The sequence below is a fragment of the Streptomyces sp. MBT65 genome (genome assembly GCF_016612545.1).
Lineage (GTDB): Bacteria > Actinomycetota > Actinomycetes > Streptomycetales > Streptomycetaceae > Streptomyces.
In genome coordinates, this window is sequence record NZ_JAENRY010000081.1 from 1 (window position 1) to 26309 (window position 26309).

The window sequence follows — 26309 nt, forward strand, 5'->3', positions numbered from 1 at the left end:
GGTCGCGCGAGGTGCACGAACAGGTGCGGGTGGGCGCGGAGTTGGAGGTGCGGGGGCCGCGCAATCGGTTCCCGCTCGTCGAGGCGCCCGCGTATGTCTTCGTGGCCGGCGGGATCGGGATCACGCCCATCCTGTCGATGCTGCGGGCGCTCCCCGAGGGCGCCGACTGGCGGCTGCTGTACGCCGGCCGGACGCGGGAGTCGATGCCGTTCCTGGCGGAGATCGAGGAACTCGGCGCGGGCCGGGTGAGTGTCGTGGCCGGACTGCCCGATCTGGACGGGGAGTTGACGGACGTACCGGAGGAAGCAGTGGTCTACTGCTGCGGTCCGGAGGGGCTCATGGCGGCCGTCGCGGAACGCTTCCCGGACGTCCTCCTCGAGCGCTTCGCGCCCCGGTCGGCCTCGGGCGGCGAGGCCTTCGAGCTCGAACTCCGGCGCAGCGGACGGACGTTGACCGTGCCCGCCGACTCCACCGTGCTCGCCGCCGTCCGCTCGGAGCTGCCGAACACCCTCTACTCCTGCGAACAGGGTTTCTGCGGAACCTGCCAACAGCGGGTACTGGAAGGGGAGGTGGAGCATCGGGACGAGTTGCTGACCGATGGGGAGCGTGCCGACTCGATGTTGATCTGCGTGTCCCGGGCCCGAAGTGGGCGTCTGGTGTTGGATCTGTGATGGGGTGATGTGAACAACCCTGGTCGGACCCGTCCGTTCGGGGCCCGAACAGATCGGTAAGGTGTTCGCATGAGTACCGGGGTTCGCCGCAGGATGGGAGTCGAGGAACGGCGACAGCAGTTGATCGGCGTCGCTCTCGACCTGTTCAGCCATCGCTCGCCCGACGAGGTCTCCATCGACGAGATAGCCGCGGCCGCGGGCATCTCCCGGCCGCTGGTCTACCACTACTTTCCCGGCAAACTCAGCCTGTACGAGGCCGCGTTGCAGCGCGCCTCGGACGATCTCGCCGGGCGGTTCGTGGTCGCCGAGGAGGGCTCGCTGGGGGGACGGCTGCTGCGTGTGATGGGCCGGTTCTTCGACTTCGTGGACGACCACGGACCCGGCTTCGCGGCGCTGATGCGCGGCGGTCCGGCGGTCGGCTCGTCCACCACCAACGCGCTCGTGGACGGGGTGCGGCACGCCGCGTACCTTCAGATCCTCTCCCATATGAAGGTCGAACAGCCGCCCGCCCGGCTGGAGTTGATGATCCGCTCCTGGATCTCGCTGGTCGAGTCGACGGCCCTGATCTGGCTGGACGGCCGACGCATCCCGCGCGCCGAACTGGAACGCCAACTCGTCCACGACTTCGGGGCGTTGGCGGCGGTGAGCGCCGCGTACGACGACGAACTGGCCGCGCTGCTGCGCGAGTCCCTCCGCAACGAGCCGGGCGACGGGCCGTTCACCGACCTCGTCGTCCGGCTCATCGCCCTGGCGTCGTAGAACAGGCCCTGGCGGAACAGGCCCCTAGCGCTCGAACTTCCGGTAGGACGCGTCGAGTTCACGTACCTCGGCGGAGGCGTGCAGCACCGAGCCGTCCTCGTCGATGTACTCGCGGAGGAGGTCCAGCACCCGCTCGGTCAGCTTGGCCTTGGTCTCCTCGGTGCGTCCGGCGAGCAGGCCGATGGTGACATGGACGACGGTGTGGCCCAGCTCGTCGAGACCCTCGTACCCGAAGGCCGTGTTCTCGCTCGGGCGGAACTGGGTCTTGCACGCCTCCGGCTTCGCCGCGGCGATCTCGACGACCGCCTCGTGCAGCGCGCGGGCGAAGCCGTCCTGGTCGATGGAGATCGTGTGGGAGTGGTCGACGGTGATCTGCGGCATGGGAAGACTCCTGTTCTAAGCCAACAACTCGCTGCTCACCCTAGGACCTATCCGCAACGCCAGCATCGCGATGTCGTCGTCCCGGTCGACGCCGAAGCAGTCGAGGAGGGTGTCGCACAGGGCGTCCAGACCCGGCAGCGCGCCCGAGGAGGCCGCGCGGAGCTGTTCCATCGACACGGAGATGTCCGTGCCGCGGGTCTCGATCAGGCCGTCGGTGATCATGAGAAGCCGGTCGGTGGGTTCGAGGAACAGTTCGGTGGGCGGCGGATGCGACAGGCCCACGCCGAGCAGCGGGCCGGCCGCCTTGGCGTAGTCCGCGCTGCCGTTGTCCCGGACGATCAGCGGCGGGATGTGCCCCGAGTTGGAGATGAGGGTGCGCCCGGTGTCCGGGTCGACCAGGGCCAGGCAGACGGTGGCCGTGGTCTCCGGGTGGTAGTGCTGGAGCATCCGGTCCAGCCGCTCGGCGAGGACGCTGGGGTCGCTCTCGTCCACGCAGTAGGCGCGCAGTGCGTGCCGTATCTCCACCATCACGGTCGCCGCCTCCAGCGAGTGCCCGACGACGTCACCGACGGCGAACAGCACTCCCTTGACGGTCTTCAGGACGGCGTAGAAGTCGCCGCCGATCTCGGTGTCCTGGGACGCGGGCACATACCGTACGACGACGTCGACGCCCGGGAGGTCGGGCAGCTTGTCCGGCTTGGGCAGGAAGCTGCGCTGGAGGGTGAGGGCGACATGCCGCTCGACCTGGTACATCAGGAGGGGTTCGGCGGCGAGCGCGGTGGCCTGGGCGAGTTGCGCGAGCAACGCCCCCGCCTCGGGGCCGACCCGGCGCAGGCCGCGCGTGGGGGCGGCGAGGCAGACCGGGGCCCGGCCCTCCTGGGTGAGGACCAGCGCGAGGCGGGCGTCGTGTTCCACACCGGGCCGGAAGTAGCCGGTGGGCCACAGCGGCGCGGGCACGGTGGTGATCTGCACCCCGGACTGGCCCTGCGAGAGCCGCCGCAGCAGCCGGGCCACGGCCCGGTCGGCGCCCGGGTCCGGCAGCGCGACCGAGGTGCGCTCCCGGGGCAGGCCGCGGTAGAGCTGGTCGTCCCGGTCGAGGACGAACACGGCGGCGGGGGTGTTGGTGAGCCGTGCGGTGCCGTCGGCGGCGACCTCGACGAGTTCCTGGAGGGAGCGCGCGGCCTGGATGGTGACGATCATCTCGGACAGCAGGGTCAGCCGCCGGACCAGCGCCCGGTCGTCGGCCCGCAGCCGCGCGGCGCGCACCGCCGCCCGGACGGCCGCCTCGATCTCCTCGGGCTCCGCGGGCACGGTCAGATAGGCCTCGTCGCCCGCGTCGAGCGCCGGGCAGCGGTCGCTCGGCGGGACGGCGAGCGCGGAGACGTGCACGACGGGCAGGCCCGCCATGCGCGGCCGCTCCTTGAGCAGCCGGCACAGTTCGAACCCGCTCATGTCCGGCAGGTTCACGTCGATCAGGGCCACGTCGGGCAGGTTCCCCTTGCGCAGCCGTACGTCCAGCTCGGTGAGCGCCTCTTCGCCGCTGCCGACCGCGAGGACCCGATGACCGGCGCGGCTCAGCACGCTCTCGAACGCGAACCGACTGGCGGGCTCGTCGTCCACGACCAGCACGGTCGCATGCGTCAGTTTGCCGTTGGCGTCCATTTGTCAGACCTGGCCCTTTGACACACCGGTGGGGCAGGCCGGTGTCCGCAGCCTGCCCCCCTACGGTAATGCGCTTTCAGGGTGTCCGGGTGAATACCGCGACAGTACGTGCGGGAACGGCGAAGGTCCCGGTCCCCTTCGCGTACGAGGCCGCCTTCACGGTGGCGTCCGCGCCCCCGGCCTGCACCGGGTGCAGCCGGTAACCGGTACCGGCCAGCGCGCCCACCCGCTGCTCCTGAACGCTCGGCGTCGCGTTGAACACGACCACGAGATCACCGAGCTCCATGGTGATCACCCCGGGCGTCTCGTCCGCCCCGGACAGCGGGAACGACAGCTTCGCCTGCACCTGCCCGGCCGTGCCGAGCGAGAACACGGGTTCCGTCGTACGGATCTTCAGCAGCTCCTGATAGGCGGCCGAGGCCCCCTCGATCTGCCCGCACCCGACCTCGACCGACGTCAACAGCCCTTTCGCGTGTGCCCACTTGGACGCGTTGTCGGCCGCCATCGGCAGCCCCCGCCCGAAGCCGTTGCCGTCGGCGCAGTTCCAGTGGATCGCGTTGAACCAGTCGCCGCTGTCGAAGGAGTTGCGGTCCAGGGACTTGGAGCGCAGCAGGTCGGTACCGGCCTGGGAGAGGGACGGCCCCTGCGACAGGGCGGCGGTGGCCATGGCGAGGACCTGCATCCGGGCCCGGTCGGCGGCGCTGGTCCCGGCGGGCAGCTTGTACGTCAGCGCGTCGAACAGCGACTCGTTGTCGTGCGCGTCGACGTAGGCGAGGGCGTCGCCGGGCGCGTCCGCGTATCCGGCGGGAGCGCCGTTGTAGTCGATCTCGGCGCCGGTGACGTCCTTCCCGTCGGTGTCGGTGAAGCGGTACGCGGCGAGGTTGCCGCTCAGGCCGACCTTGATGAGGTCCTGGTAGTGCAGGAGGCGCGCCTTCTGCTCGGCCGAAGTTCCGTTCGCCGTAGAGGAGTTGGGGTCGGTGTAGAGCCCGGAGGCGAAGCCCTGGACACCCGGGTCCGCGTCGAAGGGGCTGCCGCCGCGCACCGCGTCACGGGCCCGGTCGGAGAAGGTCGCGATACCCGTGCCGGCCATGTTCTTCTGCGTGGCCTGCACGAAACGGGCGTCGTCGGCGACCTCGCCGAAGTTCCAGCCCTCGCCGTACATGATGATCTTCTTGCCGTCGACCCCGTCCTTGGCGAGCGTCAGCGCGTCCAACGCCTTGCGTACGGCGAGGATGTTGGCCTTCGGCTGGTGCCCCATGAGGTCGAAGCGGAAGCCGTCGACCTTGTACTCCTTGGCCCAGGTGACCACGGAGTCGACGACGAGCTTGCCCATCATGGCGTTCTCGGTGGCCGTGTTGGCACAGCAGGTGGAGGTGGCCACGCTGCCGTCGGCCAACAGCCGCTGGTAGTAACCGGGCACGATCTTGTCGAGCACCGAGTAGTCCGCCTGACCGCTGGCCGCCGTGTGGTTGTAGACCACGTCCATGACGACCCGAAGCCCGTCCTCGTTCAGCGACTTGACCATCTTGCGGAACTCGACGGTACGGCCTGTGCCGTCCGGATCGGTCGCGTACGAACCTTCCGGAACCGTGAAGTGGTAAGGGTCGTAACCCCAGTTGTAGGCGTCCTTCGCGGCGACGGCCGCCACGCACGCCTGCTGCCGCTCCGAGTCGGCGGCGTAGGAGGCGAGATCGCAGTCGGTGGTGGACTGCTCGGACTTCTTCTCGGGGATGGTGGCGATGTCGAACGCGGGCAGCAGATGCACGTACGAGGTCCCGGACTCGGCCAACTCCCGCAGATGTTTGGACCCGTCGCTGTTCTTGTCGGTGAAGGCGAGGTAGGTCCCCTGGTCCTTCGCGGGGACGGTCTTGTCGGCGACGGAGAAGTCGCGGATGTGCAGCTCCTGGATCTCGGCGTCCTTCAGCGGCACGGCCTTGGGCTTCTTGAGGCTCGACCAGCCGCTCGGGGCAAGGGACTTGGCGTCGAGGTCGACGACGAGGCTCTGCTTCGAGTCGGTGGTGAGGGCGACGGAGTAGGGGTCGGTGACCTCGTTGGTGACAAGCTTCCGGACGGTCGGCGCCCACACCTTCACGACGTACCGGTACGGCTTGTCCGTCCAGGAGGCCAAACCGGTGACGGACCAGACGCCGGTGGTGGCGTCACGGCTCATCTTCTTGAGCGAGCCGTCGAGTTCGAGGGACACGTTCTGCGCGGTCGGCGCCCAAACGGCCAGCGTGGGACGGCCGTTGTGGAAGGTCGGGCCCAGGTCGGCCTTGGCGGCGGCGCCGTACACGTCGTCGAGCACACCGGCGATCTGCACGCCGGTCGCGGCCAACACGGCCCCTTTGACGGCCCGTTGGGAGGCGACGAGCTGCCCGGTCAGGGCTTCTCGCACCCGGCTTCGGTCACGCGGATCGACGGACCAGGCCGTGTAGTCCTTCAGATAGGGGAACTTGGCCTTCTGGGCATCGGTGAGCGTGGTCTTGCCCAGCCGCAGCCACCGCTCGTCGTCGCTCGTCAGCGTGCGGTCCTTCACGGCGATCGAACCGTCGTGGGAGTACAGGAGTTGGGTGGAGGCGGCCGCGTCCGAGCCGTTGAAGGCGACCGTGTTCCGGTCGATCCAGACCGCCTTGGAGGTCGTCAGGTCGAGCGCCGCCGCGCTGCCGGCGGGCTGTGGCAGGAGGTACTTCTCCTGACCGTTCAGCAGCCACACCTCGTAACCGTTGGACTTGAGGTCGAGCGACTGGTCGGCGGAGAGGTCCTTCTCGTCGCCCTTGTGGAGGATGTAACTGAGGCTGGTGGCACCGGAGTTGAGCGGCACCTCGAAGACGGCGCCATAGGCGTCGGTCTTCACCGGCTGCAACGGGCTCGACCAGTCCGTGGGGCTCGCGGCACCCGTCCAGACGTGCAGTCCCCAACCGGTGTAGTCGCCGTCGGCGCGGTGGTAGTGGATGACGGCCTTGGTGGTGTCCTGCGCCGGGTAGGACGGGCGTTCCGTCTGTACGGCGTCCTTGCCCTGCTCGATCCAGACCTCGCCGGTCTTGGTGACATCGATCGAACGGTCGGCGGCCACGTCCTTGTTGCCGTCCTTGTCGATGACGAGGAAGCCGACGTTCGTCGCACCGGGCTTCAACTTGACGTAGGCGAAGGCGCCGTAGGCATCGCGCCCGACGAACGGGTGACTGGCCGGCCAGGTCGTCGCCTCGCCGTCGGCGAGGTCGCCCCAGGCGTACAGGCCCCAGTTGTCGTAGTCGCCGTCGGTGCGCTTGTAGTGGACGACCGCGTAGTCGCGGGAGGAGGCGGTGGGAGTCTCTGCGGCGGGCGGGGTCCCGGTGGCGGAGGCGGCTGTCGCGCTCACCGTGCGCCCGGCGGAGTCGACCACAACTGCCTTGTACCGCAGGGTGGTTCCGGGCGCCACGCCTTTCCCGATGGTCTGCGTGACCTTGTACGGGGCGTGGTCGGCGGAACCCAGCGTCCGCCACGCGCCGTTGCCGGTCTGGGCGGCGAAGACGACCCGGTTGAGCTGACCGCCGGTGACGTCGGCGCTCACCTCGACGGTGCCGGTGGCGCCCGCGTCCGGGGCCTTGAGGGTGATCGACGGCTTGGTGACGGGCTTGGCGAGGGTGCCGGCCGCCTTGAGCACGATGGCGGATCCGGCCGGGACGGTGACGGTCACCTTGTTGTCGGCACCGCTCGTCACGGTGGCCGAACTCCCGTAGATCCCCCGGTACTTCATGTCCGGCGAACCGGTCGTGAAGGTCACCGTCCTGGCCGTGTCGGCGTTGTTGAGGGCGACGACGTACTCGGCGCCGCCACTGGTCCGGGTGAAGGCGTAGACACCGGCGCCGTCGGCCGCGTAGCGCTCGGTCTGCACTCCGTCTGTCAGTGCCGGGTTGTCCTTGCGCAGCTCGGAGAGGGCGGCGATCTGCTTGTACAGCGGGGCAGTTGGGTCGTAGGCGTCGGTGGCGGCCGTGCGATCGGTGCCGATCTCGTCGTCGTCGAGATAGTCGGCGACCTTCGACGCGAACATCGTCTGGCGGGCGTCCTTGTCGCCGCCGGAGCCGGTGAAGCCCTGTTCGTCGCCGTAGTAGACGACGGGGTTGCCGCGGCTGAGGAACATCAGCTCGTTGGCGAGCCTGTCCTTGGCGAGGAGTTGGGCGTCGGTGGCCTTCGGGTTGTCCTGGTTCAGGAAGTAGCCGATACGGCCCATGTCGTGGTTGCCGAGAAAGGTGACCTGCTCGTACGCGTTCGCCTTGTCGGTCGTGTACTTGTAGTCGTCGCCGAAGACACTCGCGAGCTTCTGCGCGCTGCCGCCCTGGGAGGCGTAGGCGCGGGCCGCGTCCTGGAAGGGGAAGTCCAGCGTGGCGTCCAGGCGGCCCTGGGTGACGTACGGCGAAGTGACGGACGTGTCGGCGGAGTAGACCTCACCGAACATGAAGAAGTTCCTACGGCCGTGCGCGGCGGCGTACTTGTCGAGGGCCGTCGCCCACTGGGTCCAGAAGTCCATGTCGACGTGCTTGACGGTGTCGATGCGGAAGCCGTCGACGTCGAAGTCGCGCACCCACTTCTCGTAGATCTTCTCCATGCCGCTGACGACCTCGGGACGTTCGGTCCACAGGTCGTCGAGGCCGGAGAAGTCGCCGTAGGTGGCGTTCTCGCCGACGTAGGTCGAGTCGCCGCGATTGTGGTACATCGTCGGGTCGTTGAGCCAGGCCGGGACCTTCACGTTCGCCTTGTCGGCGGGGACGGTGGGGGTCTTCGGGAAGGAGGAGGTGGAGACGGCGGGGAAGGTCTTCCTGCCGTCCGCGTAGTCGGCGTCGTCGAAGGGCTGCCCGTCCTTCGTCAGGTACGGGAAGGCACCCTTGGAGAGGTAGTCGTAGGACTTGCCCTCGTAGTCGACGACGTCGGCGGTGTGGTTGGTGATGACGTCGAAGAAGACCTTCATGCCCTTGGCGTGGGCCTTGGAGATGAGGGTCGCCAGGTCCTTGTTGGTGCCGAAGTGCGGGTCGACCTGGGTGAAGTCCGTTATCCAGTAACCGTGGTAGCCGGCGGAGGCGTCGCTGCCCGTCCCCTGCACGGGCTGGTTCTTGAAGATCGGGGCCATCCAGATGGCGGTGGTGCCGAGGCCCTTGATGTAGTCGAGCTTCTTTGTCAGGCCCTTGAGGTCGCCGCCCTGGTAGAAGCCCTTGTCGGTCGGGTCGTAGCCGGTGCTGAGCCGTGAACCGGTCAGCCCGCCACGGTCGTTGGCGGTGTCGCCGTTGGCGAACCGGTCCGGCATCACGAAGTAGAACTGCTCACGGGTGTCGTCGTGCCGCGCGGGCGTGGCGGCCAGCTTCGCGTCGGACGGGGGTGCGGGCGGGGTCGCGGCGTGGGCGACGAGGGGCTGTACGAATGCCGCGACGAGTGCGGCGACGACCACGCCCGCGAGCCTTCCTCGTAGCGCGGTGCGGCGTGTCCGGGACGCCGGCCATCTCGGTATCACAGGCGTGAACTCCTCGCGATTACGGCTCAGTTCGGGTCCGACCCCGGCGAGACGGTATCGCTGACGCAAGGGTTGCAGCAAGACTTCTGAAAGTCACAGAAAGAACTTTCAACCGCAACCTTGACGTGCCCTTCTCAACTGGCCCACGCTCACCAGTTGTTGAAACCCGAATCCCCCCTTTCGGAGCCGCTCATGAGCAGATACCGAACACCGGGAACCATCAGGCGCGCGGCCAGTACCGTGGCCGCCGGGGCCCTCGCCCTGGCGGGCGTGGTCGCCCTCCCCGCCGCCACCGCCCACGCGGACGCCTCCGCCAAGGGCGACGTCATCGCCAACCTCTGGGAATGGAACTGGGACTCCATCGCCTCGGAGTGCACGAACGTCCTGGGACCGGCCGGCTACGGCGCGGTCCAGGTGGCACCGCCCGCCGAGTCGCTCAAGCAGACCAACTACTACTGGTGGGACGTCTACCAGCCGTACTCGTACAACCTGAACAGCCGTTTCGGTACGGCGGCCCAGTTCGCGAGCATGGTGAGCGCGTGCCACACGGCGGGCGTCAAGGTGTACACGGACGCGGTGATCAACCACACCGCGGCGCAGACCGGCACCGGCTACAACGGCACGACGATCACCAGCAAGTACGACACCCCCGACTGGGACCCGGGCGACTACCACACGTCCGCGGACTGCCCCACCTCCGACCTCACCATCCAGGACTACTCGAACCTGACCCAGGTCCAGAACTGCGAACTCCTGGGCCTGCCCGACCTGAAGACCGGCTCGGACTCGGTCCGCGCGGGCATCGCGAACTTCCTCAACAAGCAACTCGCCCTCGGTGTCGACGGGTTCAGGGTCGACGCGGCCAAGCACATCCCCGAGACCGACATGGCGGCGATCGAGGGCAAGCTGACGAGCACGACGGCGGGTGCGGCGCCGTACGTCTTCCAGGAGATCTACCCCGGCTCGACGCCACAGCCGAGCGACTACTACGCCTCGGGCGACGTCCTCGACTTCACGTACGCGAGCAGGATGAAGTCGGCCTTCCAGGGCAACGTGAGCGACCTGTCCTCCCTGGAGAGCAGCGGCATCCTCCCGGCCGCCGACTCGGTGTCCTTCGTGACCAACCACGACACCGAACGCAACGGCCTGCACATGAGCTACAAGGACGGCGACACCTACAAGCTCGCCAACCTCTTCCAGCTCGCCTACAAGTGGTCCACGCCGACGGTGTACGCCAGTTGGGAGTGGACGCAGAGCGATCAGGCCCCGCCGAACTCCTCCGGCTTCGTCAGCAACACCGACTGCTCCAGCGGCAGTTGGTACTGCCTGGACCGGGACACCGGGGTCGTGGGCATGGTGGCCTGGCACAACGCGGTGGACACGGCGGCCGTCTCCAACTGGCAGACCAAGTCGTCGAGCGTGATCGGCTTCGGCCGCAGCGGAGCGGGCTTCTTCGCGCTCAACAACGGTTCCTCGGCGGCGACTTACTCCTTCACTACGGGGATGGCCGACGGCACGTACAAGAACGTGGTGGACGGCGGCGCCTCGACCGTGACGGTCTCGGGCGGCAGCGCGTCCCTCACCATCCCGGCGAAGAGCGCGATCGCCTTCTACAACTCGTCCTACACCTGCACGGTCGGCTGTGACGACACCGGCGGGGGCGGTTCGTCCGGCTCCACGGTGACCGCCACCTTCAACGAGTACGCGTCCACCACGTCCGGCACGAGCGTCTACGTCGTCGGCTCCATCGACGCGCTGGGCGGCTGGGACACCTCGAAGGCGGTCGCGCTGTCGTCGTCCGGCTACCCGGTCTGGTCCGGGGCGGTGAGCGTGCCGACCAACACGTCCTTCGCCTTCAAGTACATCAAGAAGGACTCGTCCGGAAACGTCACCTGGGAGTCGAACGCCAACAGGGCCGCCACGACGACGGCTTCGGCGGTCTCGCTCAACAACTCCTGGAACGTGGCCGACGCGGATGCCACCGACGTGACCTTCAACGAGTACGCGACGACCACCCTCGGCACCAACGTCTACGTCGTCGGCTCGATCGCCTCGCTCGGCTCCTGGAACACGAGCGACGCGATCCCGCTGTCCTCGGCGTCGTACCCGACCTGGAGCAAGCTGGTCATCGTCCCCAAGAGCACGACCTTCGCGTACAAATACATCAAGAAGGACAGCTCAGGGACAGTGACCTGGGAGTCCGGGACGAACCGCTCGTACACGACGGGCACCTCGTCCGGCTACACGGCGAGCGACACCTGGAAGTAGCTCCTTCTCGATTCCCTGCTCATTTCTCCGAACAAATCCGCGGTGGCGCGCATCGGACTCAGTGCACGACACCAAAGGAGGGCGCGGGGCGCACACAGCGGCCCGCGCCGCGGAGCAGGAGTGGGAGCACGATCACCGTGAACGAGCAGCAGAACACCACCGACCAGGTCGCCACCGCCAAGCCCCGGCACCGCGCCGACCGCCGCTTCGGCCGTACGGTGGTCGGTCTGGCCGCCGTCGCCGGGCTGGGGCTGGCGGGCTGGGCGACCACCGCCAACGCCGCGACCTCCGGCACCACCAGCGCCGCGAAGGCGACGCCGACCTGTTCCGCCGCCGCGCTCAAGGCCACGTTCGGCCGCGGGCTCGCCGGTGGCATGAACCACCAGGGTGTCGTCATCACCCTGCGCAACCTCAGCGGCAAGACCTGCGCGCTGCGCGGCTACCCGGGCCTGGGGCTGGAGAACTCCGCGCACAAGAAGCTCACGACCCACACCACCTGGGGCAACACCTGGTACGCGCACAACCCCGGCAAGAAGACCCTCACCCTCAAGGACGGCCAGAGCGCCGAGGCCGTCATCGCCTGGACCCACGCCAACACCGGCACGTCGGGCGCGGTCCGCGCCGCCTACCTGGAGATCACCCCGCCCGCCTCCACCCAGCACAAGACGCTGGCCTTCCCCCAGTGGGTCGACCACGGCGACCTCTCCGTGACCGCGCTGGCCAGGCACATCACCGTCAGCTCCTGACCTGGCACAGCGCGGGACACGGCGGCCGCCTCAGCTCAGCAGGACGTCTTGCCCGTGTAGATCGCCAGTGCCGTGTTGGAGCCCAGGGTGGCCGTGAACTGCCCGCTGGAGTTCACGGTCACCGTCGTGTTGTTCTGGACGTTGCAGTACGTGCCCGCCGCCATCGACGTCTGGTACGTCTGCGTCAGCGAGTACGACTCGTGGTTGATCGCCACGTAGCCCTTGCTGCCGCGGCCGAAGGCGATCGCGTCGTTGCCGTCGTCCCACCAGTTGGTGAGGGACTGGCCGCTCGTGGTGTTGCGGAAGGCGACCATGGACTTGATCTCCGGCCAGGCGTGCTGGCACTTCCAGCCGTCCTGCCAACAGGCCGTCACCGAGCCCCCGTTGGGCGGGCCGGCGTCCGTGTCCGACCATTCGTAGCCGGAGTTGATGTCCGGGGCGCCGTAGGGGTACGCGAGCATGAAGACGTTCGCCAGGGTGTAGTTGGCGCCGTCCTTGTAGTTGAGAGTGCTGCCGTTGCGCTCCGTGTCGTGGTTGTCGACGAAGACTCCCGCCACCGAGCTGCTCAGGTAGCCCCAGCCCTCGCCGTAGTTCTTCAGGTAGGCGAGGTTCTCGTTGTTGAAGACGCGCTTGAGGTCGTAGGCGTAGCGGAACTCCTGGACGTCGCCGTTCCCGGTGTACTCGGTGGGCTGGACGGCCTCGCCGGAGCCGTAGATGACCTCCTGCTTCCAGTACACGGAGGGGTTCGACAGGCGGGACTTGATGTTCGCGAGGTCGGTCGCCGGGATGTGCTTGGCCGCGTCGATGCGGAAGCCGTCGGCGCCGTAGCCGAGGAGGGTGTTCATGTAGCCCGCGATGGTGGACCGGACGTACTCCTCGCCCGTGTCCAGGTCGGCCAGGCCGACCAGTTCGCAGTTCTGGACGTTGGCACGGTTGGTGTAGTCGCCGACCAGGGACGTGCAGTCGTCCATGTCGTACGAGGAGTACAGGCCGGGGTAGTTGTACTTCGTGTACGACGAACCGCCGGTGCCGGTGCCGCTGCCCGCCGACATGTGGTTGACGACCGTGTCGACGACGACCTTCACGCCCGCCGCGTGGCAGGTGCTGATCATGTTCTGGAAGGCGGTCGCGTCGCCGAGCCGCCCGGCGATCCTGTAACTCACCGGCTGGTACGACGTCCACCACTGCGAGCCCTGTATGTGCTCGGCGGGCGGGGAGACCTGGACGTAGCCGTAACCGGCCGGGCCGAGGGTGTTGGTGCACTCCTTGGCGACCGAGGCGAAGTTCCACTCGAAGAGGACGGCGGTGACGTCCTTGGTGCCGGGTGGGGAGGCATGTGCGGTGCCGGGTACCAGGAGGGCCGTCGCGGCGGCGAGGGCGAAGGCTCCTGCAAGTGATCTGCTGCTGTTGGCCATGTGGGGTTCCTTCTCCGTTGAAGGCACTCGGGCGCTTGAAGGTTCTTGCTGAAACTTCTTGGAAACCTTGCGGTCGCCCAGATGTTAAAGGCCCGCCGCCCAAAAGGGCAGCGGGCCGTGTGAAGTTGCTGCAAGAACTTACGGGGTGGTGGTCCACCACACTGTCGTGTCGGCGGGCAGCTTCGCCTCGCCGGCCGTCTCGGTCACCTCACCGCTGGCGAGCAGAAGGCGGCCGTACGCCTTCGTCGTCACGGACTCCCCGCTCGTGTTGGCCACGCACACGAACTCCCCGCGCCGGAAGGCGAGTACGCCCTCGGGCGCCCGCAGCCACTCCACCGAGTCGCCCGCGCCCAGGTCGAGTTGGGCGCGGCGGGCGGCGAGCGCTGCCCGGTACAGCTCCAGCGTGGAGCCGGCCGCCCCGGTCTGCGCCTCGATGCTCAACTCGCCCCAGCCGTCCGGCTGCGGCAGCCAACTGCCCCCGCTTCCGAAGCCGTACGACGATCCCTCGCGCGTCCACGGGATCGGCACCCGGCACCCGTCCCGGAAGCCGTCCTGGCCCGCGCCCCGGAAGTAGGCGGGGTCCTGGCGGACCTCGTCCGGGAGGTCCACGACATCCGGCAGGCCGAGTTCCTCGCCCTGGTAGATGTACGCCGAGCCGGGCAGCGCCAGCATCAGCAGCGAGGCCGCGCGGGCCCGGCGCAGGCCCAGCTCCCGGTCGCCCGCCAGGCGGATCTGGGTGCCGAGGCCGGGCGGGTTGGCGAAGCGGGTGGCGTGCCGGGTGACGTCGTGGTTGGAGAGGACCCAGGTGGCGGGGGCGCCGACCGGGCGCATGGCCTCCAGGGTGCGGTCGATGACCGTACGGAGTTCCGCCGCGTCCCAATCCGTCGCCAGGTACTGGAAGTTGAAGGCCTGGTGGAGTTCGTCCGGGCGGACGTAGTTCGCGGTGCGCTCGACCGTGGGGGTCCATGCCTCGGCGACGAAGATGCGCTCGCCCGCGTACTCGTCGAGGACCGTGCGCCACTGGCGGTACACGTCGTGCACGCCGTCCTGGTCGAAGAACGGCATGACATCGTTGCCCAGCAGCTTGAGTTGGTCGTGCGAGCCGAGGTCGGGCAGGCCCGCCGCCTTCACCAGGCCGTGCGCCACGTCGATACGGAAACCGTCGACCCCGATGTCCAGCCAGAAGCGCAGGATCGAGCGGAACTCGTCGCCCACCGCCGGGTGTTCCCAGTTGAAGTCGGGCTGCTCCGGCGCGAAGAGGTGCAGGTACCACTCCCCCGCCGAGCCGTCCGGTTCGGTGACCCGCGTCCAGGCCGGGCCGCCGAAGATGGACTCCCAGTCGTTGGGCGGGAGTTCGCCGTGCTCGCCCTTTCCGGGGCGGAAGTGGTAGCGCTCGCGCGACGGTGAGCCGGGGCCCTCCCGCAACGCCCGCTTGAACCACTCGTGTTGGTCCGAGGAGTGGTTGGGGACCAGGTCGACGATGATGCGCAGACCGAGTCCGTGGGCGTCCCGGATCAGCGCGTCGGCGTCGAGCAGGTTGCCGAACATGGGGTCCACGGCACGGTAGTCGGCGACGTCGTAGCCGGCGTCCGCCTGCGGGGAGGCGTAGAACGGGCTGAGCCAGACGGCGTCGATGCCGAGGTCGCGCAGATACGGGAGGCGGGCGCGGACGCCCTCCAGGTCGCCCATGCCGTCGCCGTTGCTGTCGGCGAAGCTGCGGGGGTAGACCTGGTAGATCACGGCGTCCCGCCACCAGTCGCCGCGCCGGTCGCCGCGCTTGGCTCGAGCGGGGTTCTGCGGTGCGGGGGCGATGGCCGAGTGCTGCTGGGTCATGGCGTCCTTGGTACGTAACGGGGTTCTGGTCATGGGGAGTTGGGGGCGAGGCGGCCGTGATGTCAGCGGGGTCGGATGGACGTCACGGCCGCCTCGGGTCTCTTGTCGGGTGCGGCTGGGTGGGGGCTGGGCGCGCCCACGCGGCGGAGCCGCACATCGACACGGCCCCGCGCCCTGTGGGGCGCCCCAGTCACCGGCGTATCAACCCTTGGTGCCGCCTGCCGTGAGGCCGGTGACGAGGTTCTTCTGCACCAGATAGAAGAACGCGGCCACCGGTATCGCGATCAGCACCGCCGTCGCGGCCATCAGGTTGCGCTGCGCGTCGTGCTCGCTCACGAACGTCTGCAACCCGACCGCGAACGTGTACTTCGTGTCGGACAGCATGAACGTGGACGCGAACGCGACCTCGCCGAAAGCCGTGAGGAAGCTGTAGAACGCGGCGACCGCCAGGCCCGGCTTGGCGAGCGGCAGGATCAGTCGCAGGAACGTGCCGAAGGGGTTCAGCCCGTCGACGCGTCCCGCCTCGTCGATCTCGAACGGGATCGTGTCGAAGTAGCCCTTCAGCAGCCATGCGCAGTAGGGCACCGCGGTCGAGCAGTAGACGAGGATGAGACCAAGGTAGCTGTCGATGAGCTGGAGGTCCGCCAGAATCTGGTACATCGGCACGATGAGTACCGCTATCGGGAACATCTGGGTGACCAGCAGCACCCACATGAACTTCCGGTAGCCGGGGAAGCGCATCCGCGAGACGGCGTAGCCGGTGCTGGCCGCGATCGTCACGCCGATGACCGTGGTGCCCAGCGAGACGATCAGCGAACTCTTCAACCAGTCGAAGAACCCGGTGTGTTGGAGCACGAACGAGTAGTTGTCGAACGTCATCTTCTTCCAGATGCCGGCCGGGTGGAGATAGTCGTCCGAGTCCGGGCCGAGCGAGAGGAAGACCAGCCAGGCGATCGGGAAGAGGGCGACCAGGCTCGCGACGATCAGGAAGCCGTGCGAGGCGAGGGCGCCGGAGCGGCTCAACTCGCCCCGGCGGCGCGTCCGTCGGGGCGGGGTGTCGGTCGTGCTGCTCATGGGGGCTCCTGTCTCAGATCGCGAGCTGTTGGTCATTGCGGTTCAGCCAGCGGCGGTAGAAGGAGGTGAAGACGATCAGGATGGCCAGCAGCAGGATGCCGTAGGCGGCCGACTGGGCGAATTCGCGCGGCTGTTGGCCGAAGCCGAGGTAGTACGACCAGGTGACGAGGATCGAGGCGTCGGGGGCCGTGTTGCCGAACAGCAGGAAGATGACGGCGAACTGGTTGAAGGTCCAGATGACGCCGAGGAGCACGACGGTGGAGCTGACCGACCTCAGGCCCGGCAGGGTGACGTAGCGGAAGCGCTGCCAGGGGCTCGCGCCGTCCATCTCGGCGGCCTCGTAGAGCGAGGCGTCGATGGACTGGAGTCCGCCGAGCATCGAGACCATCATGAACGGCACACCGCACCAGGTGTTGACCATGATCGCGGCGGTCCGCTGCCAGAACGTGCTCTCCAGCCAGTCGGGTTGGGGCAGGTGCAGGGAGTGCAGCGCGGTGTTGATGATGCCGCCGTCGGCGAGCATGAACCGCCAGCCGAAGACCGTGACGAAGGTGGGGACGGCCCACGGCAGGATCAGGATCAGCCGGTACAGCGTGCGCCCGCGCAGCTTCTGGTTGAGCAGCAGGGCGAGGGCGAGACCGATCGTGTAGTGCAGGGTGACGCAGATCGCGGTCCACACGATCGTCCAGATGAAGTGCGACCAGAAGCGGTCGTACGACGTCGGGCCGAACAGGATGTCCTTGTAGTTGTCGAGCCCGATGAACTTGTAGGTGGCGTCGATGTGGTTGACGCCGATCGTGCGCGCGGTGTTGAGGCTGTTGGCGTCGGTGAGCGTCAAGTACAGGCCGTACACCAGGGGGTAGAGCACGAGGACGCCGAGCACGACGACCACGGGGATGATCATCGCGTACGCGTACCAGTGCTTCTGGTAGCCGTGCCTGAGGCGCCTGCCCGGGCCGGGGCGGGGTGCGCGGTCACCGTGGCGCTTGCCGGTCGCGCGGTCGATGGCGACTGTCATGGTTGGTTCGACACCTTCTGCGAGTTCAGGGGTTGGGCCTGCGCGCAGGCCGATGGCCGCCGGATCCGTCCCCCGGGTACTTCTCCGCGGATCCGACGGCCACTCGGGGCTACTTGCTGAAGTCCGGGACCAGCTTGGCGATCGCCAGCTCGGCGTTGCTCAGGCCCTTGTCGAGGGACTCCTTGCCACCGGCGACCTTGGGCAGCTCGGTGTCCAGCGGACCCCACAGCGAGCTGTACTCGGCGAGCGCCGGGCGCGGCTGGGCGGCGCCGAGGACGCTCTGGTAGCCGGCGATGCCCGGGTCGGCCTTGACGGCCGCGGTGTAGGCGTCGTCGCGGGTCGGCAGCGTCGAGTTCTTCAGCGCGATCGTCGACTGGGAGGCCGCGGAGGTCATGAAGTTGACGAACTTCAGGGCCGCCTTCTGGTGCGCGGCGTCCGAGCCGGCGTAGACCGAGAGGTTGTGACCGCCGGTCGGGGCACCGGACTTGCCGGTGGAGCCGGCCGGGATCTGCGCGATGCCGAGGTTGGACTTGTCCGTGAAGGCCGAGCCCTTGTAGAAGTTCGTGATCTCCCACGGGCCCTGGATGATCGCGGCGACCTTGCCGGTGACGAACGCGTCCTGGATGTGGGCGTAGGCGTCGGCGGTGGTGTCGGCCTTGTGCAGGCCGGTGCCGGAGAAGAGGCTCAGCCAGGTGCCGTAGGCCTTCTTCGCGGCGGCGGAGTCCACGGTGATCTTCTTCGCGGAGGCGTCGACGGTGTCGGTGCCCTCGCCGTAGAGGAAGGTCTGCGCGTAGTAGGCCTGGGTGGAGCCCCAGTAGCCGTCGACCTTGGCCTTCGCCTTGATCTTCGCCGCGTCGGTCTTCAACTCGTCCCAGGTGGTGGGCGCCTGGGTGATCCCGGCCTTCGCGAAGAGTGCCTTGTTGTAGACGAGGGCGAGGGTGTCGGTGACCAGCGGCACGCCGTACGTCTTGCCGTCGTACTGGGCCTGTGTGATCAGGTTCGACTTGAACTTGGCCTGGTCCGCGAGGGCTTCGGTGCCGTCGAGCGGCAGGAAGTAGCCCTTCTTCGCGAAGGCGGGGGTCCAGCCGACCTCCGAACGCAGCACGTCCGGGGCGCCCTTGGAGCCGGCGGCGGTGTCGAACTTGTTCTGCGCCTGGTCGAAGGGCACGTTGACGTACTTGACCTTGACGTTCTTGTTGGCCGCCTCGAACTTGGCGACCAGGGCCTTGTACGTGGGTGCCTCATTGGTGGCGTTGGAGGTGTCCCACCAGGTGATGGTGACCGGCCCGTCCGACTTGCCGCTGTCACTGTCACTGCCGCCGCAGGCCGTCGCCGCGAGGGCGAGGGACGCCACCAGCGCGGTGGCCGCTATGCCACGCCGCATGAGTTCTCCTTGAGGGTGAAAGCCCGTGAGGTGCAGGGCAGCGGTCCCGTCCGCCGCCCTGTCGACTTGCCGACTGCGCCGTTGCGTCCGCCGGGCGTCGCCGAACGTAACAGCGATGTAAGCGTTGCGAAAGTCCTTGCTGCAAAAAACTGCAAGACGGACCGAGAGTTACCCGCCCGTGACCTCTCCTCGACCCCCGCGAAACCCATGCCTGGCGCGGCTGAGCGGGCCAGGGGACACTTGTGCAAGACTCTGCAAGCTCTTGCCGCACGCCGTACGCCGACCTGAAGCCGGCCAGACCACAAGGGATCGCGATGACGCAGCAACCCGCAGCGCGCCGACGGCCGGTACAGTCCACTCCCGTGACCACACGGCTTGCCGACATCGCCGCCCAGGCGGGGGTGAGCGAAGCGACCGTCAGCCGCGTCCTCAACGGCAAGCCGGGCGTCGCCGCCACCACCCGTCAGTCCGTCCTCGCCGCGCTCGACGTGCTCGGCTACGAACGTCCGGTACGGCTGCGGCAGCGCAGCGAGGGCCTGGTGGGCCTGATAACACCGGAGTTGGAGAACCCGATATTCCCCGCCCTGGCACAGGTCATCGGCCAGGCGCTGACCCGGCAGGGCTACACCCCGGTGCTCGCCACCCAGACCCCGGGCGGGTCCACGGAGGACGAGCTGACCGAGATGCTGGTCGACCGCGGGGTCGCCGGCATCATCTTCGTCTCCGGACTGCACGCGGACACCTCCGCCGACATGCAGCGCTACGAGCAACTCCGGGCGCAGGGCGTGCCGTTCGTGCTCGTGGACGGCTTCTCGCCCAAGGTGCAGGCGCCGTTCATCTCCCCCGACGACCGTGCGGCGATGACCCTCGCGGTCACCCACCTCGTCTCGCTCGGTCACACCCGCATCGGTCTGGCGCTGGGGCCGAAGCGCTTCGTCCCCGTACAGCGCAAGATCGAGGGCTTCGTCCGCGCGATGCAGGACCAACTGGCCCTGACCGCCGCCGATGTGGAGACCCGGCTCGTCCAGCACTCGCTGTACACGCTGGAGGGCGGGCAGGCCGCGGCCGCCGCGCTGATCGACCGCGACTGCACGGCGGTGGTGTGCGCGAGCGACATGATGGCGCTCGGCGCGATACGGGCGGCCCGGCAGCGGGGTCTTCAGGTGCCCACGGACGTCTCGGTGGTCGGCTTCGACGACTCCCCCCTGATCGCCTTCACCGACCCACCGCTGACCACGATCCGCAAGCCGGTGCCGGCGATGGGACAGGCCGCGGTGCGGACCTTGCTGGAGGAGATCGGCGGGACGCCCGCGCCGCACAGCGAGTTCGTGTTCATGCCGGAGCTGGTGGTGCGCGGTTCGACGGCTTCGGCACCCGGGGACCGCAAGCGCCCCTGATTCGCCCCTATCGTCCTCAAGGGGGAGGAAACGCGGCCCCGTCCCGTGCGCTGGTAGTAGTTCGGGGACTCTTCTCGTCGTAGAACATGCGAGCCGGACCCGACCAAGGGATGATCGGTCGCGGAAGCCTTTTCTGGCAGACTTTGTGTCTATGGGTGAGACCACCGTGACGACATTGGAAGGCCGTGAAGAAGCCGTTCCGAGCCCCGTCGCGGACGCCGCGGGGCAGCGTTTTCTGCGCCGGTTGCGGACGCCGCGCCGGCCTCGGCTGTGGTTCGAGATCCTGCTGATCGCGGTGAGTTACTGGACGTACTCACAGATCCGCAACGCGGTGCCGGAACAGAAGAGCGCGGCGCTGCGGAACGCCGACTGGATCTGGCGCGTCGAGGGGCATCTCGGCATCGCCGTCGAGCAGTCGGTCAACCACGCCGTGAACTCGGTGACTTGGCTGATCGTCGGCATGAACTACTACTACGCGACACTGCACTTCGTGGTGACGCTGGGTGTCCTGGTGTGGCTGTTCCGCAGTCATCCGGGCAGATACGCGGCGGCGCGCACGGTGCTCTTCGCGACGACGGCCGTGGCCCTGGTCGGCTACTACTTCTTCCCGCTGGCCCCGCCCCGGCTGATGACCGGCGGCCACTTCGTCGACACGGTCATGGTCCACCAGACCTGGGGTTCGATGGCGTCGGGCGACCTGAAGCACGTGTCGAACCAGTACGCCGCGATGCCGTCCATGCACATCGGCTGGTCCCTGTGGTGCGGCCTGACGATCTTCGCCCTGGCGAAACTCCCCTGGGTCCGCATCCTGGGCCTCCTCTATCCGGCGGCGACCCTGATGGTCATCGTCTCCACGGCCAACCACTTCTGGCTCGACGCGGTCGGCGGCATGCTCTGCCTGGCCTTCGGCTTCGCGGTCTCCCGCCTCTGGTACGGCGCCTTCCCGTACGCCCTGCCGCGCACGGTGGCGGTACGGCAGGCGGACGGCCTCTGGCTGCCGACCAAGGCCTGAACGCTCCGCCGGCGGTGTCGACATGCGATGCCGCCGCGGAGCCATGGGCCGCGAACCACGATGCGCCGCGGGGCCGCGACGTGCCGTCGTTCCGCTGCCGCGCCGTCGTGGCCGGTCGCGCCCACGCGGCGGAGCCGTACACCGACACAGCCCCGCGCCCCTCAGGGCGCCGCCGAACCGCAGGCGACTTCACCCGCCCCCGCTCGGCTCCGTCGCCGCGTCCCGCAGCGCCCGCAGAAACGCCCGCAGGGCCGGCTGTGGCGGTGCCGTCTCGCGCACGGCCGCGTGGATGGTCCGTAGCGGCTCCGGATCCCGTACGACCCGTACGGCCACGTCCGGATGGCGGGTGCCCAACCCCAGCCGGGGGATCAGGGTCACCCCCAGTCCCGCCGCGACGAAGCCCTGGGCGGTCACGTAGTCCTCGCTCCTGACCGCGAACTCCGGTCGGAACCCCGCCGCCGCGCACGCGCCGAGCTGGGCGTCGAGGCACGGCCCCGGCCACTCGCTCCCGACCCACGCCTCCTCGGCCAGCTCCCGCAGCTCCACGCTCCGCCGCGCGGCCAGCCGGTGCCCCTTGGGCAGCACGGCGAGATACGGATCGTCGAGCAGCTTCACCAGCCGTACGCCGTCGGGAGCGCGGGACTCCCCCACGACCAGCGCGACATCCGCCCGCCCCTCCTTCACCTCCGTCAGCGGGTCCTCGGGGTCGGTCAGCTTCAAGTCGAGCTGGACTCCGGGGTGTTCGGCGCGGAGCCGGGCCACGGCCGGAGCGACCAGGGCAGCCCCGGCCGTGGCGAAGTAGCGGACCGCGAGCCGTCCCGTACGCCCGGCCACCAGGTCCGCCAACGCCGTCTCCGCCTCGGCGACCTGCCGGCCGATCGCGTCCGCGTATCCGGTGAGCAGCAGCCCGGCCGCCGTGGGCCGCACCCCGCGCCCCACCCGCTCGAGCAGCGCGGTCCCGGCCTCCTTCTCCAGCGCCCCGACCTGCTGGCTGACGGCGGACGGCGTGTAGCCGAGCCGGGCCGCCGCCGCGGTCACCGAACCGCTGTCCACCACGGCCCGCAGCACCTGCATGCGTCGCACATCAAGCATGTAGGAGAGGTTAACAGTGGCTGTAGAATCTTTCGCTTGTGCTGAAATGTCAGTCTGTCCCACCGTGGACGCATGCAGCCCGCCTCCACACTCCGCATGGCCGTGCTCGCCCTTCTGTGGGGTTCGGGCTTCCTGTGGATCAAACTCGCCCTGGACCACGGCCTCTCCCCCGCCCAGATCACGATCGCCCGCTGTGCGCTGGGCACGCTGGTCCTGCTGGCGCTGGCCCGTTCCCAAGGTCAGCGCCTCCCTCGTGACCGCACGACGTGGGGCCGGCTCGCGGTGGCCGCCCTCTTCTGCAACGCCGTCCCGTTCGCCCTGTTCAGCGTGGGCGAGCAGACCGTCGACTCCGGGATCGCGGGCGTCCTGAACGCCACGACTCCCTTGTGGTCCCTGCTGATCGGGATCGTCCTCGGCACCGACCGCGGTCTCGGCCGCACCCGCCTCACCGGCCTGCTCCTCGGCTTCGCGGGTACGGTCCTGATCTTCGCCCCGTGGCACCGTTCGGGCCTGTTCGGCTGGGGCGCGCTCGCCCTCCTGGCCGCCGCCGCGAGCTACGCCGTGGCCTTCGCGTACATGGCCCGCAAGCTCACCGCGGGCCAGGCCCCGTTGGCGATGTCGGCGGCCCAGCTGATGGCGGCAACGGCCTGGACGACCCTGGCCCTCCCCGCCGCCGGCCCCGTGCACACCGATCTCACGGCCCTGCTCGCGGTGACCGCCCTGGGCGTCCTCGGCACCGGCGTCACGTTCTACCTGAACTACCGCCTGATCGCGGACGAGGGCGCGACGAGCGCGGCAACGGTCGGATACCTGCTGCCCGTTGTGTCGGTGACGCTGGGTGCGGTGCTGCTCGACGAGAAGGTGGGGCCGCGGGTGGTGGCGGGCATGGCGGTGGTCCTGGTGGGCGTGGCCCTTTCGAAGCGCCGTTCCGTGGACCTGCCGTTCAGGAGCGCGGGGCTGCTACATGGGCGACTCCGCCGCCCGGGCGCGACCGGCCCCCACCGGCCGTCGGCCGAGAAGCACCCCTCTCAGGCCCCGTAGAACAACACGTCCACCACACCCCGAGCCCGCCGCGTGGTCCGCCGGTAGTCGTCGAGCATGTCCCCCACATGCCCCGGCCCGTACCCCAAGTACCGCCCCACGGCGGCCAGTTCGCGCGGCTCGGAGGGAAACGTGTCGCCCGCCCGCCCCCGCACCAGCATCACCGCGTTACGGACCCGGGTCGCCAGCACCCACGCCTCGTCCAGCGTCGCCGCGTCCTCGGCGGAGATCAGCTCGGCGGCGCAGGCCGCGGCGAGACCCTCCCGCGTCCGGGTGGTCCGCAACCCCGGCTCGGCCCAGCCGTGCATCAACTGCATCAACTGCACGGTCCATTCGACGTCGGAGAGCCCCCCACGCCCCAACTTGGTGTGCAGCGTCGAGTCCGCCCCACGGGGCAGGCGCTCGGACTCCATCCGGGCCTTGAGCCGCCGGATCTCCCGTACGGCATCGTCCCCGAGCCCCTCGGCCGGATACCGCAGCGGATCGATCAGCTCGATGAACCGGCGGCCCAACTCCTCGTCCCCGGCGACGGGTTCGGCCCGCAACAACGCCTGCGACTCCCATACCAGGGACCACCGGCGGTAGTACGCCTCGTAGGAGTTCAACGTCCGTACGAGCGGGCCGGACTTGCCCTCGGGACGCAGGTCCGCGTCGATCAGCAGGGGCGGGTCCGAGCTGGCGACCTGGAGCAGCCGGCGCATCTCGGAGACGACCTTGTTGGCCGCCTCGGAGGCCTCGCGCTCGGGCACGCCCTCGCGGGGTTCGTGCACGAACAGGACGTCCGCGTCGGAGCCGTAGCCCAGTTCGTGGCCGCCGAAGCGGCCCATGCCGATGACGGCGAAGCGGGTGGGGAGGGTGTCGCCCCAGCTCTCGCGGACCACGGCGCGCAGGGTGCCGGCGAGGGTCGCCGCGGTGAGGTCGGAGACGGCGCCGCCGACCCGGTCGACGAGGGCGCCCTGGTCGGCCTCGGCGGGCTGGGTCTCGGTGCCGTAGGAGCCGACGATGTCGAAGGCGGCCGTACGGAAGAGTTCGCGGCGGCGGACTCCGCGGGCGAAGGTGACGGCCTGGACGGCGTCGTCGGCGCGGCCGACCGCGGCCAGTATCTCCTGGTCGAGGTGGGCGCGTTCGCGGGGTTCGAGACCGCTGCCGCCGTCGCCGTCGCCGAGGAGGGCGACCGCTTCGGGGGCGCGCATGAGGAGGTCGGGGGCGAGCCGGCCGGCGGACAGGACGCGGGCGAGGTTCTCGGCGGCGGCGCCCTCGTCCCTCAACAGCCGTAGGTACCAAGGGGTCTTGCCGAGCGCGTCGGACACCTTGCGGAAGTTGAGGAGGCCGGCGTCCGGGTCGGCGGAGTCCGCGAACCAGCCCAACAGGACGGGCAGCAGGGTGCGTTGGATGGCGGCCTTGCGGCTGACGCCGGAGGCGAGGGCCTCGATGTGACGCAGGGCCGCCGCCGGGTCGACATAGCCGAGGGCGACCAGCCGGACGCGGGCCGCGTCGGCGCTCAACCTCGCCTCGCCGGGGGCGAGTTGGGCGACCGCGTCGAGCAGCGGACGGTAGAAGAGCTTCTCGTGCAGGCGGCGTACGACGGTCGCGTGCCGCTTCCACTCGCGGTTCAACTCGGCCACGGGGTCGGTGCGCAGGCCCATCGAGCGGCCGAGGCGGCGCTGGTCGGCCTCCTCGACGGGGACCAGGTGGGTGCGACGCAGGCGGTAGAGCTGGATGCGGTGTTCCATCGTGCGCAGGAAGCGGTAGGCGTCGTCGAGGCGGGCGGCGTCCTCGCGGCCGACGTAGCCACCGGCGGCGAGGGCCTCCAGCGCGACGAGCGTGGTGCCGCTGCGCAGCGAGGTGTCGGCGCGGCCGTGCACCAACTGGAGCAGCTGGACAGCGAATTCGACATCGCGCAGGCCGCCGGGGGCGAGTTTCAGTTCGCGGTCGATCTCGGCGGCGGGGATGTTCTCGACGACCCGGCGGCGCATCTTCTGCACGTCGGTGACGAAGTTCTCGCGCTCGGCCACCTTCCACACGAGGGGTTCGAGGGCGGTGACGTACTCCTGGCCGAGCGCGAGGTCGCCGGCCACCGGGCGGGCCTTGAGCAGCGCCTGGAACTCCCAGGTCTTCGCCCACCGTTGGTAGTAGGCGAGGTGGCTGGCGAGGGTGCGGACCAGGGGGCCGTTGCGGCCCTCGGGGCGGAGGTTGGCGTCGACGGGCCAGATGGAGCCCTCGACGGTGGTCTCCGAGCAGATCCGCATCATGTGCGCGGCGAGCTTGGTGGCGGCGCGCAGCGCCTTGCCCTCGTCCGCGCCGTCGACGGCCTCGCCGACGAAGATGACGTCGACGTCGGAGACGTAGTTCAGCTCGTGGCCGCCGCACTTGCCCATCGCGATCACCGCGAGCCGGCACAGCGCGGCGTCGTCGGGCGCGGCGGCGCTCGCGATGGCGAGGGCGGCGCGCAGGGTGGCGGTGGCGAGGTCGGCGAGTTCGGCGGCGGTCTGGACGAGGTCGGTGGTGCCGCACACGTCACGGGCGGCGATGGACAGCAGGCAGCGGCGGTAGGCGACGCGGAGGGCGACGGGGTCGGTGGCCTCCGCCAGCCCGCGCTCGAACTCCTCCACCCCGGGGTGGAGGTCGCGCGGCTCGTACATGACGAGGGCGTGCCAGTCGCGCGGGTGCCGGGCGAGGTGGTCCCCCAGCGCGGCGGAGGCGCCGAGCACGCCGAGCAGCCGGTCCCGCAGGGGTTTCGCCGCGATCAGCGTGTCCGTCAACTCGCGCCGGGCGGTGGGCTCGGGCTGCGCCTCCAGGAGTCGTACGAGACCCTGGAGAGCGAGGTCGGGATCGGCGGTGGCGCCGAGGGCCTCCAGCAGGACCGGGTCGTTCCTTATCGGCGCCAGCTCCGCGCTCTCCAGGAGCCGCTCGGCGGCCGAGGGATCGGTGAAGCCGTGCCGCAGCAGTCGCGTGAAGGTGCTGCTTCTGCGCCCCGGCGCCGTCATCCTCGGCCTCCCTCGGATCAAGGTCGTTCGGATCTAGGTCGTAACATCCCGAGCCTAACCGCAGGTGCAGGCGGGGGCGCCGGGGCG

17 protein-coding genes are annotated in these 26309 nt (G+C 69.3%); 7 read left to right on the forward strand and 10 right to left on the reverse strand.

What is annotated here, in order from left to right; genetic code table 11:
• Together JHN63_RS19755 and JHN63_RS19760 are read left to right on the forward strand one after the other, a co-directional pair.
• A partial coding sequence (locus JHN63_RS19755) for a PDR/VanB family oxidoreductase (RefSeq protein ID WP_200682420.1) occupies positions 1-671 on the forward strand: 671 nt, incomplete at its 5' end.
• A gap of 69 nt (positions 672-740) precedes the next feature.
• Positions 741-1430, forward strand: coding sequence for a TetR/AcrR family transcriptional regulator (locus JHN63_RS19760; protein WP_200682421.1), 690 nt, complete (start codon positions 741-743; stop codon positions 1428-1430).
• 24 nt (positions 1431-1454) lie between these two features.
• On the opposite strand, the gene JHN63_RS19765 is transcribed toward JHN63_RS19760, so the two are convergent.
• The 3 genes from JHN63_RS19765 to pulA all read right to left on the reverse strand — a co-directional run bounded on the left by JHN63_RS19765 (position 1455) and on the right by pulA (position 8955).
• Positions 1455-1811 (reverse strand): 5-carboxymethyl-2-hydroxymuconate Delta-isomerase, encoded by a 357-nt coding sequence (locus JHN63_RS19765; RefSeq protein ID WP_200682422.1) that lies wholly within the window; start codon positions 1809-1811, stop codon positions 1455-1457.
• 15 nt (positions 1812-1826) lie between these two features.
• Positions 1827-3473: a fused response regulator/phosphatase gene (locus tag JHN63_RS19770; RefSeq protein ID WP_200682423.1), complete on the reverse strand. Its 1647-nt coding sequence runs from the start codon at positions 3471-3473 to the stop codon at positions 1827-1829.
• 76 nt (positions 3474-3549) lie between these two features.
• A complete protein-coding gene (gene pulA, locus JHN63_RS19775; RefSeq protein ID WP_200682424.1) occupies positions 3550-8955 on the reverse strand; it encodes a pullulanase-type alpha-1,6-glucosidase in 5406 nt (1801 codons plus the stop codon).
• A gap of 192 nt (positions 8956-9147) precedes the next feature.
• Here pulA and JHN63_RS19780 point away from each other — a divergent pair, with 192 nt between their 5' ends.
• Both JHN63_RS19780 and JHN63_RS19785 read left to right on the forward strand, forming a co-directional pair.
• Positions 9148-11223 carry a carbohydrate-binding module family 20 domain-containing protein gene (locus JHN63_RS19780; RefSeq protein WP_200682425.1) on the forward strand — a complete coding sequence of 692 codons (2076 nt, stop codon included), beginning with the start codon at positions 9148-9150 and terminating at the stop codon, positions 11221-11223.
• Between the two features lie 137 nt (positions 11224-11360).
• Positions 11361-11969 (forward strand): DUF4232 domain-containing protein, encoded by a 609-nt coding sequence (locus JHN63_RS19785; RefSeq protein ID WP_200682426.1) that lies wholly within the window; start codon positions 11361-11363, stop codon positions 11967-11969.
• Between the two features lie 35 nt (positions 11970-12004).
• Here the strand turns inward: JHN63_RS19785 and JHN63_RS19790 are convergent, their stop codons facing one another.
• From JHN63_RS19790 to JHN63_RS19810, 5 genes are all read right to left on the reverse strand, one after another.
• Positions 12005-13384 carry an alpha-amylase family protein gene (locus JHN63_RS19790; RefSeq protein WP_200682427.1) on the reverse strand — a complete coding sequence of 460 codons (1380 nt, stop codon included), beginning with the start codon at positions 13382-13384 and terminating at the stop codon, positions 12005-12007.
• A 138-nt stretch (positions 13385-13522) separates the two neighbouring features.
• Complete coding sequence (locus JHN63_RS19795) at positions 13523-15217, reverse strand: glycoside hydrolase family 13 protein (protein ID WP_200682428.1); 1695 nt, start codon at positions 15215-15217, stop codon at positions 13523-13525.
• A gap of 201 nt (positions 15218-15418) precedes the next feature.
• A complete protein-coding gene (locus JHN63_RS19800) occupies positions 15419-16291 on the reverse strand; it encodes a sugar ABC transporter permease (RefSeq protein ID WP_234477399.1) in 873 nt (290 codons plus the stop codon).
• A 13-nt stretch (positions 16292-16304) separates the two neighbouring features.
• Complete coding sequence (locus JHN63_RS19805; RefSeq protein WP_200682430.1) at positions 16305-17309, reverse strand: carbohydrate ABC transporter permease; 1005 nt, start codon at positions 17307-17309, stop codon at positions 16305-16307.
• Positions 17310-17418: 109 nt separating this feature from the next.
• Positions 17419-18693, reverse strand: coding sequence for an extracellular solute-binding protein (locus JHN63_RS19810; RefSeq protein ID WP_200682431.1), 1275 nt, complete (start codon positions 18691-18693; stop codon positions 17419-17421).
• A 362-nt stretch (positions 18694-19055) separates the two neighbouring features.
• Between JHN63_RS19810 and JHN63_RS19815 the strand changes: the two genes are divergently transcribed.
• Together JHN63_RS19815 and JHN63_RS19820 are read left to right on the forward strand one after the other, a co-directional pair.
• Positions 19056-20090 carry a LacI family DNA-binding transcriptional regulator gene (locus JHN63_RS19815; protein WP_307781926.1) on the forward strand — a complete coding sequence of 345 codons (1035 nt, stop codon included), beginning with the start codon at positions 19056-19058 and terminating at the stop codon, positions 20088-20090.
• Positions 20091-20241: 151 nt separating this feature from the next.
• Positions 20242-21102, forward strand: coding sequence for a phosphatase PAP2 family protein (locus JHN63_RS19820; protein WP_200682433.1), 861 nt, complete (start codon positions 20242-20244; stop codon positions 21100-21102).
• Positions 21103-21291: 189 nt separating this feature from the next.
• Here the strand turns inward: JHN63_RS19820 and JHN63_RS19825 are convergent, their stop codons facing one another.
• The gene (locus JHN63_RS19825) at positions 21292-22194 is read right to left on the reverse strand and encodes a LysR family transcriptional regulator (protein ID WP_234477400.1); all 903 of its coding nucleotides are present in this window, start codon (positions 22192-22194) and stop codon (positions 21292-21294) included.
• Between the two features lie 72 nt (positions 22195-22266).
• On the opposite strand from JHN63_RS19825, the gene JHN63_RS19830 reads away from it, so the two are divergent.
• Positions 22267-23235 carry a DMT family transporter gene (locus JHN63_RS19830; protein WP_234477401.1) on the forward strand — a complete coding sequence of 323 codons (969 nt, stop codon included), beginning with the start codon at positions 22267-22269 and terminating at the stop codon, positions 23233-23235.
• On the opposite strand, the gene JHN63_RS19835 is transcribed toward JHN63_RS19830, so the two are convergent.
• Positions 23223-26222, reverse strand: coding sequence for a bifunctional [glutamine synthetase] adenylyltransferase/[glutamine synthetase]-adenylyl-L-tyrosine phosphorylase (locus JHN63_RS19835; protein WP_200682434.1), 3000 nt, complete (start codon positions 26220-26222; stop codon positions 23223-23225). The genes JHN63_RS19830 and JHN63_RS19835 overlap by 13 nt on opposite strands.
• Positions 26223-26309 lie beyond the last annotated feature (87 nt).

Excerpts from the sequence above, each read along its gene's own strand:
- JHN63_RS19760 (WP_200682421.1), top strand. The coding sequence starts at position 741 with ATGAGTACCGGGGTTCGCCGCAGGATGGGAGTCGAGGAACGGCGACAG.
- JHN63_RS19765 (WP_200682422.1), bottom strand. The coding sequence starts at position 1,811 with ATGCCGCAGATCACCGTCGACCACTCCCACACGATCTCCATCGACCAG.
- JHN63_RS19770 (WP_200682423.1), bottom strand. The coding sequence starts at position 3,473 with ATGGACGCCAACGGCAAACTGACGCATGCGACCGTGCTGGTCGTGGAC.
- JHN63_RS19780 (WP_200682425.1), top strand. The coding sequence starts at position 9,148 with ATGAGCAGATACCGAACACCGGGAACCATCAGGCGCGCGGCCAGTACC.
- JHN63_RS19790 (WP_200682427.1), bottom strand. The coding sequence starts at position 13,384 with ATGGCCAACAGCAGCAGATCACTTGCAGGAGCCTTCGCCCTCGCCGCC.
- JHN63_RS19795 (WP_200682428.1), bottom strand. The coding sequence starts at position 15,217 with ATGACCCAGCAGCACTCGGCCATCGCCCCCGCACCGCAGAACCCCGCT.
- JHN63_RS19800 (WP_234477399.1), bottom strand. The coding sequence starts at position 16,291 with ATGAGCAGCACGACCGACACCCCGCCCCGACGGACGCGCCGCCGGGGC.
- JHN63_RS19805 (WP_200682430.1), bottom strand. The coding sequence starts at position 17,309 with ATGACAGTCGCCATCGACCGCGCGACCGGCAAGCGCCACGGTGACCGC.
- JHN63_RS19810 (WP_200682431.1), bottom strand. The coding sequence starts at position 18,693 with ATGCGGCGTGGCATAGCGGCCACCGCGCTGGTGGCGTCCCTCGCCCTC.
- JHN63_RS19820 (WP_200682433.1), top strand. The coding sequence starts at position 20,242 with ATGGGTGAGACCACCGTGACGACATTGGAAGGCCGTGAAGAAGCCGTT.
- JHN63_RS19825 (WP_234477400.1), bottom strand. The coding sequence starts at position 22,194 with ATGCTTGATGTGCGACGCATGCAGGTGCTGCGGGCCGTGGTGGACAGC.
- JHN63_RS19830 (WP_234477401.1), top strand. The coding sequence starts at position 22,267 with ATGCAGCCCGCCTCCACACTCCGCATGGCCGTGCTCGCCCTTCTGTGG.
- JHN63_RS19835 (WP_200682434.1), bottom strand. The coding sequence starts at position 26,222 with ATGACGGCGCCGGGGCGCAGAAGCAGCACCTTCACGCGACTGCTGCGG.